The organism is Paenibacillus chungangensis (assembly GCF_042675905.1).
Classification (GTDB): domain Bacteria; phylum Bacillota; class Bacilli; order Paenibacillales; family Paenibacillaceae; genus Pristimantibacillus; species Pristimantibacillus chungangensis.
Genome location: NZ_JBHTJZ010000073.1, coordinates 19,696 through 32,918 on the forward strand (window position 1 = coordinate 19,696; position 13,223 = coordinate 32,918).

Here is a 13,223-nt window from a genome sequence, read left to right on the forward strand (position 1 = left end):
GCACATATTATCAGATACTCGCATATGCATAGAGATACAAGCAGCAGCGAGAGGATGAATGCCCATGAATAAAATCGAGGATTGGTTGGCGAAGCGAGGCGTGACGGTTGGCGATATTGCGGACATTGTGTTCACATTGCAGCATCCTTATAACAGGGACCTGAAGCTGACCCAATGTGAGGAAAGCGTGCGGGCCGTGCTGGGCAAGCGTGAAGTGCAATACGCGCTGTATACAGGGCTTGCGCTTGACGAACTGGCGGAGCGTGGCTTGCTGCCGCAGCCTCTGCAAGCCATTATGGAAACAGACGAGTCGTTGTATGGCGTCGATGAGACGCTAGCTCTTGGCATCACCAATGTATACGGCATGATCGGGCTGACAAGCTTCGGATATTTGGACAAGACCAAACCCGGCATCATCCGCCAGTTGAATGTGAAAGAGAACGGCATACATGTATTTTTGGATGATTTGGTAGCGGGGCTGGCTGCCGCCGCTTCCGCACGCATCGCTCACGGCGACCCCAAGGCCATTCAATATCATTTGCCGGAGTCGCTATAATTATGTTATCATTATGGCATCATTATGGCCTTTGACGGGTTGGATTTTTTTTGAAGTGAACGAAGCTTTACAGGAAGTTTCAGGAGGTACCACCATGTGGACGGTTATTTATATTGCACCCACGCCAGCAATAGCAGAAAACATCAAAGATCGGCTTACTGAAGAAGGTTTCTTGGTGAAAATCCGGCCTGTCAATTTGTCCAAACAGCAATATGAGATCCTAGTCCCATCAGGCGAGCTTGAGGAAGTGCAGGAAGTATTCAACACGATCATCCGTCCCTGAAGACTGGTTCGATACGATTGCGCCTTGAGAGGTGTCAAACTTGCAAATTAAGGACTTTTTTTCGAAGAAGAAATACGCGACGATACCTTCCGATCGCGCAGGACGGTCTGAGCGCTCCAAACGCGCCGACATTCCGGAAGGATTGATGAATAAGTGCGCCAAGTGCGGTACGATTCAGTACAGCAAAGAGTTGGAGAAAAATCTGAAGGTATGCTCGACGTGCGGGCATCACTTCCGTCTTAACGCTTGGGAACGAATCGGAATGACGCTTGATGACGGGCGTATGCTTGAGTTCGACGCACTGTTGGAATCTGAAGATCCGCTAAGCTTTCCTGGCTACGCCAAGAAGCTGGAAGCCCAGAAGGAGAAGTCCGGTCTCCGAGACTCCGTCATTACCGGCGAGGGGAAGATCGGCGGTTATCCCGTCGTCATTGCCGTCATGAGCTTTGATTTCTTCACAGGCAGCATGGGCTCTGTCGCCGGCGAGAAGATTACGCGGGCTGTGGAAGCGGCACATGAGCGCAAGCTGCCGCTTATTATTTTCTCCACATCCAGCGGAGCGAGGATGCAGGAGAGCATACTCAGTCTGATGCAGATGGCGAAGACGAGCGCGGCGCTGGCGAAGTTCCAGAATGACGGCGGGCTGTATATCTCCGTGTTCACGGATCCGACGACCGGCGGGGTATCCGCCAGCTTCGCCTCTCTGGGAGATTACAACCTGGCGGAGCCCGGCGCGCTAATCGGCTTTGCGGGCCGGATCGTCATCGAACAGACGATTCGTCAGAAGCTGCCCGATGACTTCCAGACGGCGGAGTTCAACCTGCAGCACGGCCAGCTGGATATGGTCGTTCATCGCAAGGATATGAAGACGACGCTTGCGAAGCTATTGGACATGCATGGTGTAGTGAAGGAGGGATCAAGCGATGACTGAGCTTCCTTTCGAGAAGCCCGTTAATGAGCTTCGTCAGAAGATTAAGGAGCTGAAGAGCCTCAGTATGGGCAAGGGCATCGACTTCTCGGAGGAGATCGCTAGGCTAGAGGAACGCTGCAAGCAACTGGAGGAAGAACTCTACAATGAACTAACTCCAGCTCAGAAGATGCATCTCGCCCGCCATCATCAGCGGCCTACCTCACTGGATTTGATTCATTTGGTATTTACGGACTTTATGGAACTGCATGGGGATCGCCTATTCGCCGATGACCTGGCGATCGTAGGCGGTCTCGCGAAGTTGAACGGCGTTCCGGTTACCGTTATTGGACATCAGCGCGGCAAGGATACGCGGGATAACATTGCCCGATTCTTCGGCAGCCCTCATCCTGAGGGGTTCCGCAAGGCGCTGCGCCTCATGCAGCAAGCGAACAAGTTCAAGCGCCCTATCATTACGTTCATCGATACGAAGGGCGCATATCCAGGCAATACCGCAGAGGAGCGCGGCCAATCAGAGGCAATCGCGCGCAATCTGAGAGAGATGGCCGGCTTCGGCGTGCCTATTGTTTGCGTGGTTATCGGCGAGGGCGGCAGCGGCGGGGCGCTCGCGATTGCGGTTGGCAATCGGGTGCTTATGCTGGAGAATGCCATTTATTCCGCGATATCACCGAACGGGGCTGCGTCTATCTTATGGAAGGATGCCTCCCGTGCGGATGAAGCCGCGGAAGCGATGAGGATTACAGCGAATGACCTGTTGGAATTCGGTATAATCGAAGAGATCGTGGGAGAACCCAAGGGCGGAGCGCATCGCCATTATGAAGGTGTGGCGGAGTTGATCAAGGAGGCGCTATGGCGCCATCTGGAAGGGCTCAAGGACATGTCGGGCGAGGAACTGATTGCGGACCGTTACGAGAAGTTCCGCAAGATTGGCGAATTCCGTATGGCCTCTCCGGAGCAATGCGATGCGCAGGAACAGTCTGCTGAAGATTCCGGAGACGGGGAACAAGCGGAACAATCTGAAGTCATGGAAGCGAATCGGGAGGAAGCAAGCCCTACGCTGAATTAAGGATTTAGGGATACAATCGTATTTTGGTTTACGGAGGCGGTAAGGATACCGGAGTCGTTGCGAGAATACGTGTATGCATATATGTTAATGAATTTCAGGCACTATACGGAGGATACGAAAACATGCGCAAAACAAAAATTGTCTGTACAATTGGACCTTCTAGCGAATCGCTGGAAAATACGAAAAAGCTGATTCAAGCAGGGATGAACGTTGCCCGCCTGAACTTCTCGCACGGTGACTTCGAAGAACATGGCAACCGAATTAAAAATATTCGTCTAGCTAACGCGGAGCTAGGCACATCCGTAGCTGTCCTGCTGGATACGAAAGGCCCTGAAATCCGCTTGGGCAAGTTAAAGGAAGAACCGATTGAGCTGGTTCAAGGCGAAGCCGTTACGTTGACAACGGAAGAAATTCTGGGAGACCGTACTCGTATTCCTGTCACGTACGACAATTTGCCTAACGATCTGTCGCCAGGCTCCACGGTGCTGATCGATGATGGTTTAATTGGACTTCAGGTAGAGCGGATTGAAGGCACCGAGGTGCATTGCCGCATCATCAACAGCGGGTCGATCAAGAGCAAGAAGGGCGTCAACGTACCCGGCGTGAAAATCTCCTTGCCTGGTATTACGGAGAAAGACGCCGGCGATATCGTGTTCGGCATCCAGTCCGGCATCGACTTCATCGCGGCTTCCTTCGTTCGCAAAGCAAGCGACGTTCTGGAAATTAGAGAACTGCTTGAGAAGCATCATGCAAGCCACATCGGTATTATCTCCAAGATCGAGAATCAGGAAGGTGTCGACAACCTGGATGAAATTCTGGAGGTGTCTGACGGCCTGATGGTGGCTCGTGGCGATCTCGGCGTCGAAATTCCGGCAGAAGAGGTCCCTCTCGTTCAGAAGATGATGATCAAAAAATGTAACCTGGCGGGCAAGCCGGTTATAACAGCCACGCAAATGCTGGACTCCATGCAGCGCAATCCGAGGCCTACCCGCGCGGAAGCGAGCGACGTCGCGAATGCGATCTTTGACGGTACGGACGCAATCATGCTATCCGGTGAGACGGCAGCGGGCAGATACCCGGTGGAATCGGTGCAGACGATGTCCCGCATCGCCGAGCGCGCCGAGGACGCGCTGGAATATCGTGAAATCTTCGTAAAGCAGGCCAATGCGCAGCAGACAACGGTAACAGAAGCGATTAGCCAAGCAGTGGCCAATTCGGCGCTTGATCTGAACGCGAAAGCGATTGTAACATCAACGCAAAGCGGCTTCACTGCACGTATGATCTCCAAATATCGTCCCAAGGCTCCGATTATTGCTGTGACAACAGACGAAGCCGTTATGCGTCGTCTTGCGCTTGGCTGGGGCGTCATTCCGGTGAAGGGCGAAGAAGCGGCCACGACGGACGAAATGTTCGAAATCGCCATTAAAGGCGCGATGCAGACGGGAATGCTCAGCCTTGGCGATTCCGTCGTCATCACAGCAGGGGTGCCGGTAGGTCGAGCAGGAACGACGAATCTGATCAAGATCCATCATATTGGTGAAGTGCTTGCGCAAGGACAAGGCATCGGCAGCCAGACGGCTACAGGCAAGCTTGTCATCGCGAAGAATGCGCAAGAAGCGATCGATAAGACGGAGCAAGGCGACATTCTGGTTACCATCTCGACGGACAAGGATTACATGCCTGCATTCCAGAAGGCAGGAGCAGTTATTACGGAGCAAGGCGGCATTACGAGTCATGCTGCGGTATGCGGATTAAACCTGTCCATTCCAGTTATTCTGGGCGTTGAAGGCGCAACGGACATGCTGAAAGACGGCATGGAAGTGACCATTTATGGGGAGACGGGCTTTATCTACTCCGGACAATCCAAAGTTTTTTAATACCCGCCGGCATAGTCGGTATAATGAGAAGAGCGATGGTGAGCATTCACTGTCGCTCTTTTCCAACCTATATACATAAAGATTGAGGTGTTGATATGACATCATCGTCAGATTGGGTGCTTCATCCGCTTCGCGTCAGATATCAGGAGACAGATCGGATGGGCGTGGTCTTCCATGGGAATTACTTGACATGGTTCGAGATCGGTCGTACGGAGTGGATCAGGAGGGCAGGTTATACTTACAAGAACGTTGAGGAGAGAGGCTTGCTGCTTCCCGTCGTTGATTTGCAATGCAAGTATATATCGCCTGCCCGCTATGACGATACTTTGCTTATATGTACAAGAGTGCTAGAAGCCAGTCCGCTTCGGGTCTCATTTCAATCTGAAGTGAGAAGAGTGGAGGAGGAACTGTATCATGCGAACTGTCTCTCTTCCGAGGCGATATTGCCGGGCGAACTGCTCGTGAGCGGCGGAACGAAGCATGTGTGGGTGAACGAGCAATGGCAGCCTGTTCGGCTAGACAAGAATATGCCTGAATTGTATGACTTGTTGAAATCATAATTCTCTCCGGGGAGGGTGGTGGAATACGATGTATAAATGGATATTCACGGCTCTACTCATCGTGCCGATCATTGAACTTTGGGGATTACTTCAGGTAGGCGATTGGCTCGGCGGATGGAATACGTTTTTTATAGTTGTCGCAATGAGTGTAGCAGGGGCTTATTTCTTGCGACGGGAGGGCCGCAAGCTATGGGTAGAGGCACAGCGGCAATTAGCGCAAGGACAGATGCCGGGACGTTCCATCATTGACGGCATATGTGTATTAATAGGCGGGGTACTGCTGCTTACTCCGGGATTTTTCACCGACTTCATCGGAATTGTCCTTCTCTTGCCGATGACCAGACCGATTCTGCGAGGGGTCGTCTTGCAATGGCTGGAGCGGAAGCTTAGGAATGGGAGCTTCACCATAAGAAGATTCTAAAGTTTACCTCTACTTTACATTTCGTTAACACGTTCGTGACGGATAGTAAGCATAATAGGGACAGGTAGAGAGAGTCTGAAGGAGGAGCAGCATGTCGAAGCAAGTGTCTCCATACTTGAACAGGGATTTAAGCTGGATTGAATTTAACCGGAGAGTGCTGCAGGAAGCGCAAGATATTTGTAATCCACTCTTGGAACGAGCGAAGTTCCTTGCTATTGTGTCCAGCAATATGGATGAGTTCATGAGTGTTCGTGTTGCAGGCATTGAAGACCAGATGCGGGCGGGATTGACCAAGATGGATTTCACGGGTTATACTCCTGCCGGTTTATGGAAGAGGCTCATTAAACGGGCAACTAGCATGGTATACGAGCAATATAGCTCGTACCGGGATGTGTTCCGTTCCCTGAGTAACCACGGCATTAACATCCAGTCTATGGATGAACTTGGGCCGATAGGCATGAAGGAGATGTCTGATTACTTCCATGAGATCGTATTCCCGGTGTTGACGCCGATGGCAGTGGATCAGAGCAGGCCGTTCCCTCTGGTACATTCCAAGGAATTGTATTTGGCTGTTTTGTTAAGGAGAGAGGGCGGCTCAGAAGAGGAAGATCCCTTTTTTGCGATCGTTCAAGTGCCGTCCATTTTATCACGCTTTGTTCCTTTGTCGGGAAGAAGCAGCAGCAAGAAGCTGGACTTTGTACTGCTGGAGGATTTGATAGAGACATTTATTCATACCTTATTCAACGGCTACGTACCGTTCTCGGTGAATCCCTTCCGATTGACGCGGAACGCAGATTTGACATTGGACGAAGAAGGAGCGGAAGATCTGCTGGAGGAGATCGAGAAGGAGCTGCGCCGCCGCCGCTGGGGTATTCCGGTTAGGCTGGAAGTATGCAAGGGCATTCATCCTTATGCGCTGCAGACGCTCATGGATGAGCTGGAGATTAGAGATAATCTGTTCCAGATTGAAGGACCGCTGGATTTGAGCTTCCTGATGAAGTTCGCCGATCAGCTTCCAGGTCACGACAATCTCCGATACGAGAAGGTGGAGCCAGTCTATCCCCGGGAATTCGAGGGCGAAGCAGATATGTTCGACGTCATCAGGCAGCGCGACGTACTGCTGTATCATCCGTACGAGTCCTTCGAACCGGTCAATGACTTCGTGACGGAAGCCGCGTATGATCCCGACGTGCTGGCGATCAAGATGACCATGTACAGAGTGAGCGGGCAGTCCGTGCTCGTTCAGGCGTTGGCCAAGGCAGCCGAGGCGGGCAAGCAGGTAACGGTCGTCGTGGAGCTGAAGGCGAGATTCGACGAAGAACGCAACATCGCCTGGGCAAGACAATTGGAGAAGGCAGGCTGTCATGTCGTATACGGATTGGTAGGATTGAAGACGCATGCCAAGATCCTGCTGGTAGTCAGGCGGGAGAAAGGCGTGTTGCGTCGCTATGTCCATGTAGGAACCGGGAATTATAATGACAACACGGCAACACTGTATACGGATACGGGACTGTTCACCAGCCATCCAATCGTAGGTGCAGACGCTTCTGCTCTGTTCAACGAAGTAACTGGTTATTCCACACCGCATGACTGGAGAGCCTTCGCGGTCGCACCAACGGATCTGAAGGGCAAGCTGATCAGGCTAATCGACCGGGAACGTGACAATGCGCTGGCCGGGCGGCCTGCCCGCATCATCGCGAAGATGAACTCGCTCTCTAATCAGGAGATGATCGACAAGCTTTACGAAGCTTCGCAAGCAGGAGTGAAGATTGATCTGATCGTGCGCGGCGTCTGCTGCCTGAAGCCAGGTGTAGCAGGAAGAAGCGACAATATTCGCGTCATTAGCATCGTGGATCGGTATCTGGAGCATTCGCGCATTATGTACTTCTTGAACGACGGCGGGGAAGAAGAGGTGTATCTATCCAGCGCGGACTGGATGACCCGCAATCTGCTCAAGCGCATCGAGTTGATGTGTCCGGTATTCGACGCAGGCTTGCGCACCGTGCTGATTAATATGCTGAACATGAATTTGGAGGACAATGTGAAGGCGCGCTTCCTGAAGCCGAACGGCTTGTACGAACATATATCCTCCGAGTCGGGCAAGCCGTTCCGCAGCCAGTTCGAAGCTATGAGCATCGAACTGTGGAAGGGTAATTACGCCTACTAATAAGCCGCCGGCATCGCCAGAACGGGAATAAGACCCCAGTGCTTGCGGAAGTCGGGGGCCGCCTCTTCCGTCTGGCGACGCTCTAATCCAAGGTGGCCACGAAAGTCTAGCGGTTGGATGAGAAGCTGCCCGTCCGCTTTGTCCATCTTGATCGCGCCTATCGCTTGCGTCTCGCTGCGATCAAGCGCTGCCGCAAGCTGGAGCAGACTTCCCAGCTTGCAGATGAGTTCCAGGTCGCTCTCGGTGACGAGCTGACGGTAAGGCACAATATGATTTCTTGCTTTTCCTTTGCTGCGGAATGATGCGATGGCGGCAGTCATGATGATTTCCCGATGCGACAAGCCATTCAGATGGGCATGAATAATCAAGTAGAAGGTATGCTTGGCATAATCATAATAGTCGATGGATGCGCCGACCTTGAACAGCTTGGATGCCGTATCAAGCAATCTCGCGCTAATGGCATCAAGCTGCGGGCAGATGGATGCCAGATAGTCGTGCATCTCCATCGCAAGTCTATTCACATGCAGAACATGTCCTCTAGGCGCTTCCGTATGGAGGGCGCTCATATTGTCCACGCTGTATGCGAGCGGATCGTCTAGAAGAGGCCGGCTCGGGAATCGTGTCGCATGGAACAGTCCGTCCCGAAGGCCTGCGCCGCATATCCAATAATGAGAGGCTTGCACCGTCTCGAAGAAGACGCGAAGAATAGCGATTCCGGGAAGGATGACATCCGCCCGGTCTTTGGACAAGCCCCCCAGCTTGCGTCTATCCTCCAGGGGTAACAGGCGCATATGATGGAACATTTCGTTCACTTGCCCTTCTTGCAGCATGTAATTATGAGGCGCAGCGAACGGATAATGCACAGCCGCCTGATGGCGCTTGGCAAGGGCTCGGACAGTGCCGCCAATTCCAATCAGCGGCAGCCCTGGAGCTGTATGAACCCATGACAGTTCTTGCAGCGCCTTTCTCACTTGCTGTTGCAGTTGTTGTAGTGTGTCGTCGCTCATACCGCCTGTGCTGTCGTATCGTTTGTTCATGCTGACGCAGCCGAACGGTAGGGAGACGCTATGCAGAATGGCTCTATCTCGGAACAGGGTAAGCTCGGTGCTGCCGCCTCCGATATCGATCAGATAGCCATCGGACACAGCAAGTGAATTAACCATCCCGAGGAATCCGTAGGAGGCCTCCTGTTCACCTGATAACAGTTCAATAGCCAATCCCGTCTCGCATTTGATAGCATGAAGAATACTGTGGCAATTGGCCGCATTGCGAATCGCCGCTGTCGCAGCCGCTCGGATGTGCGCGATGCCATGATGGGAGCAGAGTGTGGTGAAGTGTCGCAATGTATCGATCAGTTCGCGTAGTCCTTCCTCTGACAGACGGCCCTTGTCGTCAAGTTTATTACTGAGCCTTGCCGACTCCTTGGCACCGTCCACGACGCGGTGCGCTCCGCTGTCCGTTCTCTCATAGACGACCAAGCGGACAGAGTTGGAGCCGATATCGATAATGCCGATACGTTGTCCTGACATGTGCATGTAACATAAACCTCCGATATTGCGGTTTTCCCGCTATTTTAACATACAGTCGGGGAAGAAGTATATTCTGGGGAACAGGGTGGAATAATGAGCTGTCGAATAGAATTATTACGCGATTCAAATTATCAATGACAGCGATAAAGCATTTTTATATCGCATTATGTTGGCTTCTTCTACTAAATGCTTTATGATTAATAACGATGTATGCGTATCGAGATACATGATATTGATTATGAACCTATTTGAGCATAAAAGGAGAGAGAACGATGACAGCAACAAAAGGACTGGAAGGAATAGTCGCGGCAACGTCCTCCATCAGCTCCATTATTGACGGCGTATTAACATATCGCGGTATCAATATTGATGAACTTGCCGAGCATGCTTCCTTCGAAGAGGTTGCTTATCTGCTATGGTACGGCAAATTGCCGAATCGTTCCGAGCTTGCCAAGCTGCAAGAGCAATTGGATGAATATGCTGATGTTCACGCTTCGGTAATCGAAGGGATCAAGCTGTACCCGAAGGGCGCCAATTCCATGGCGGCGCTTCGCACTGCGATATCTAGCCTTGCCCTGTACGATGAATCCAGCAATGATATGTCGCTAGAAGCTAATCAACTGAAAGCGATTAAATTACAGGCACAGCTGCCTACGATCGTCGCTGCATTCGCGCGAATCCGCGAAGGGAAAGAGCCTGTCGCTCCGAAGAAGGGCGTCTCAATCGCACATAACTTCTTGTACATGCTGACGGGAGAAGAGCCTGCGGACGTAGCTGTGAAGGCGCTGGATCAAGCGTTGGTTCTTCATGCGGACCACGAGCTGAACGCATCCACATTCGCCGCACGCGTCACGGTTGCGACATTGTCGGACATCTATTCCGGGGTCACTTCCGCAATCGGTGCATTGAAGGGACCGCTGCACGGTGGAGCTAATGAAGCGGTAATGGTGATGCTGGAGGAGATCGGTTCCTCGGATAAGGTGGAATCCTATATCAACAACGCGCTTGCGAACAAGGTGAAGATTATGGGCTTCGGCCATCGCGTATACAAGAATGGCGATCCCCGAGCCAAGCATCTGCAGAAGATGTCGCAGGAACTGGGCAAGCTGACGGGCAACATGGAGTTATACGAGATGTCCGTGAAGATTGAAGAGCTTGTTACCGGTCAGAAGGGCCTGAAGCCTAACGTAGACTTCTATTCTGCGTCTGTCTATACCGCTCTGCGAATTCCGCGCGATCTGTTCACGCCAATATTCGCAATCAGCCGTGTATCGGGCTGGAGCGCTCATATATTGGAGCAATATCAAGACAACCGCCTGATTCGTCCGCGTGCCGACTATGTAGGTCCTGTCAGCGCGCGTTACATTCCGATTGACGAACGCTAATGATGAGTAAGGTTAACATGAAGAGAGAGCGGATGCTATGCGTGTCTGTTCTCCTTTTCAATGTTTTGACCTAATAGGGTCTAATATGAGATGCTATTGAAGTGTGATTGAGGTGTGAACCAATTAAAGGAGGATATTATTCATGGCAAAATTCGAGAAATTCCAGCTTCCTACATCAGGTGAGCAAATTACGATCGACAACGGCAAGCTGCAAGTGCCTAACGAGCCAATCATCCCGTTCATCGAAGGCGACGGAACTGGCCGCGACATCTGGCGCGCTTCCAAGCGTGTGCTGGACGCTGCTGTCGAGAAAGCATATAACGGCTCCAAAAAAATCGCATGGTACGAAGTGTTCGCCGGCGAGAAAGCGTTCAACGAATACGGCGAGTGGCTGCCTGCCGACACGCTGACTGCAATCCGCGAGTACATCGTGGCAATAAAAGGACCTCTGACGACTCCGATCGGCGGCGGCATCCGTTCCCTGAACGTGGCGCTTCGTCAAGAGCTTGACCTGTACACTTGCCTGCGTCCGGTTCGCTACTTCAACGGCGTTCCTTCTCCGGTCAAGCGTCCTGACCTTGTCAACATGGTTATCTTCCGCGAGAACACAGAAGATATCTATGCCGGCATTGAGTACCAAGAGGGCTCCGCGGAAGTGAAGAAAGTCATCGAGTTCCTGCAGAAGGAAATGAACGTGAACAAAATTCGCTTCCCGGAAACGTCCGGCATCGGTATCAAGCCTGTATCCTCCGAAGGCTCCAAGCGCCTGGTGCGCGCAGCTATCGAGTATGCAATCAAGCACAACAAGAAGTCCGTTACGCTGGTGCATAAAGGCAATATCATGAAGTTCACGGAAGGCGCGTTCAAGAACTGGGGCTACGAAGTAGCTGAGCAGGAGTTCGCTGAGCAGACCTTCACATGGGGACAATACGATCGCATCAAAGAAGCCGAAGGCACAGACGCTGCGAACAAAGCGCAAGCGGAAGCGGAAGCTGCGGGCAAAGTCATCGTGAAGGATGCCATCGCGGACATCGCGTTGCAGCAAGTACTTACTCGCTCCACTGACTTCGACGTTATCGCTACGCTGAACCTGAACGGCGACTACCTGTCCGACGCATTGGCAGCGCAAGTAGGCGGCATCGGCATTGCGCCTGGCGCCAACATCAACTACCTGACAGGCCATGCAATCTTCGAAGCAACTCATGGCACAGCGCCTAAGTATGCGGACAAAGACGTTGTAAACCCTGGTTCCGTCATTCTGTCCGGCGTTCTTATGCTTGAGCATCTGGGCTGGCAAGAAGCTGCCGACCTGATCTACAAAGGCATGGAAACGGCAATCAACAATAAAACGGTAACGTATGACTTCGCTCGTCTGATGGAAGGCGCAACTGAAGTGAAATGTTCCGAGTTCGCTAACGAAATCATCAATCATATGTAAGGGGAGGTTTCACAGACATGGCGATTAAACGCAATAAAATTACGGTTGTAGGCGCCGGATTTACGGGAGCGACAACGGCGCTTATGATTGCCCAGAAGGAACTTGGCGATGTTGTGCTGGTCGATATTGAACCGCTTGAAAATCCGACGAAGGGCAAAGCGCTCGATATGCTGGAAGCTACGCCGGTGATGGGCGTGGACGCCAACATTACAGGCACTGCCAGCTATGCGGATACGAAGGACTCCGATATTGTCATCATTACGGCCGGCATTGCCCGGAAGCCGGGAATGAGCCGCGACGACCTCGTGAACACGAATGCCGGAATCGTAAAGTCTGTCTGTGAAAACGTCAAGACGACAAGCCCCAATGCGTACGTTATCATTCTTAGCAATCCGGTAGACGCGATGACATACGCTGCTTACCAGACGCTGGGCTTTCCGAAAAACCGCGTAATCGGCCAATCCGGGGTACTGGATACGGCGCGTTACTGCACGTTCATTGCACAAGAGCTGAATGTATCCGTTGAGGATGTTCGCGGCTTCGTGCTTGGCGGACATGGCGACGATATGGTGCCGCTCGTGCGGTATTCCAACGTAGCCGGCATTCCGATTGAGAAGCTTATTCCGGCGGAACGCATCGAAGCCATTGTACAGCGCGCTCGCGTAGGCGGCGGTGAAATCGTCAATCTGCTGGGCAACGGCAGCGCCTATTACGCGCCGGCTGCTTCCATTGTGCAGATGACGGAAGCGATCTTGAAGGACAAGAAGCGCATTATTCCGGTTATCGCTTACTTGGAAGGCGAATACGGCTACGACAACTTGTTCATGGGCGTACCCGCCGTTCTGGGCGGAGACGGCATTGAGAAGGTCGTCGAGCTGGATCTGACGGCAGAGGAGAAGACAGCGCTGGACAAGTCGGCGCAGTCGGTCCGCAATGTAATCGCCATCGTGAATGGCTAATGAATGAATAGCAAGACGTACGGGAGGACCCTGACAGCATACTGCCAGGGTCCT

General features: G+C 52.3%; 12 protein-coding genes. 11 read left to right on the forward strand and 1 reads right to left on the reverse strand.

Annotated features, from left to right (window positions below; translation table 11 throughout):
* Nucleotides 1-58 precede the first annotated feature (58 nt).
* The 8 genes from ACFQ2I_RS23270 to ppk1 all read left to right on the forward strand — a co-directional run bounded on the left by ACFQ2I_RS23270 (nt 59) and on the right by ppk1 (nt 7,858).
* The gene (locus tag ACFQ2I_RS23270; protein WP_377568744.1) at nt 59-556 is read left to right on the forward strand and encodes a phosphatidylglycerophosphatase A family protein; all 498 of its coding nucleotides are present in this window, start codon (nt 59-61) and stop codon (nt 554-556) included.
* 94 nt (nt 557-650) lie between these two features.
* The gene (locus ACFQ2I_RS23275; RefSeq protein ID WP_377568747.1) at nt 651-839 is read left to right on the forward strand and encodes a glutamate decarboxylase; all 189 of its coding nucleotides are present in this window, start codon (nt 651-653) and stop codon (nt 837-839) included.
* A 40-nt stretch (nt 840-879) separates the two neighbouring features.
* Nucleotides 880-1,770, forward strand: a complete 891-nt coding sequence (accD, locus tag ACFQ2I_RS23280; RefSeq protein ID WP_377568749.1) for an acetyl-CoA carboxylase, carboxyltransferase subunit beta — start codon at nt 880-882, stop codon at nt 1,768-1,770.
* Nucleotides 1,763-2,833: an acetyl-CoA carboxylase carboxyltransferase subunit alpha gene (locus tag ACFQ2I_RS23285; RefSeq protein WP_377568752.1), complete on the forward strand. Its 1,071-nt coding sequence runs from the start codon at nt 1,763-1,765 to the stop codon at nt 2,831-2,833. The genes accD and ACFQ2I_RS23285 overlap by 8 nt, the downstream gene beginning before the upstream one ends.
* Before the next feature lie 122 nt (nt 2,834-2,955).
* The gene (pyk, locus tag ACFQ2I_RS23290) at nt 2,956-4,710 is read left to right on the forward strand and encodes a pyruvate kinase (RefSeq protein WP_377568755.1); all 1,755 of its coding nucleotides are present in this window, start codon (nt 2,956-2,958) and stop codon (nt 4,708-4,710) included.
* A gap of 95 nt (nt 4,711-4,805) precedes the next feature.
* Nucleotides 4,806-5,270: an acyl-CoA thioesterase gene (locus ACFQ2I_RS23295; protein ID WP_377568758.1), complete on the forward strand. Its 465-nt coding sequence runs from the start codon at nt 4,806-4,808 to the stop codon at nt 5,268-5,270.
* 28 nt (nt 5,271-5,298) lie between these two features.
* The gene (locus ACFQ2I_RS23300) at nt 5,299-5,691 is read left to right on the forward strand and encodes an FxsA family protein (protein WP_377568760.1); all 393 of its coding nucleotides are present in this window, start codon (nt 5,299-5,301) and stop codon (nt 5,689-5,691) included.
* Nucleotides 5,692-5,782: 91 nt separating this feature from the next.
* Nucleotides 5,783-7,858 carry a polyphosphate kinase 1 gene (ppk1, locus tag ACFQ2I_RS23305; RefSeq protein ID WP_377568763.1) on the forward strand — a complete coding sequence of 692 codons (2,076 nt, stop codon included), beginning with the start codon at nt 5,783-5,785 and terminating at the stop codon, nt 7,856-7,858.
* On the opposite strand, the gene ACFQ2I_RS23310 is transcribed toward ppk1, so the two are convergent.
* Nucleotides 7,855-9,393, reverse strand: a complete 1,539-nt coding sequence (locus ACFQ2I_RS23310) for a Ppx/GppA phosphatase family protein (protein WP_377568765.1) — start codon at nt 9,391-9,393, stop codon at nt 7,855-7,857. The genes ppk1 and ACFQ2I_RS23310 overlap by 4 nt on opposite strands.
* A 266-nt stretch (nt 9,394-9,659) precedes the next feature.
* On the opposite strand from ACFQ2I_RS23310, the gene citZ reads away from it, so the two are divergent.
* The 3 genes from citZ to mdh all read left to right on the forward strand — a co-directional run bounded on the left by citZ (nt 9,660) and on the right by mdh (nt 13,169).
* Nucleotides 9,660-10,772 (forward strand): citrate synthase, encoded by a 1,113-nt coding sequence (gene citZ / locus ACFQ2I_RS23315; protein ID WP_377568768.1) that lies wholly within the window; start codon nt 9,660-9,662, stop codon nt 10,770-10,772.
* Between the two features lie 142 nt (nt 10,773-10,914).
* Entirely contained in the window at nt 10,915-12,210 is a 1,296-nt protein-coding gene (icd, locus tag ACFQ2I_RS23320) for an NADP-dependent isocitrate dehydrogenase (RefSeq protein ID WP_377568771.1), read from the forward strand.
* A 17-nt stretch (nt 12,211-12,227) separates the two neighbouring features.
* A complete protein-coding gene (gene mdh / locus ACFQ2I_RS23325) occupies nt 12,228-13,169 on the forward strand; it encodes a malate dehydrogenase (protein ID WP_377568774.1) in 942 nt (313 codons plus the stop codon).
* Nucleotides 13,170-13,223: the final 54 nt, after the last annotated feature.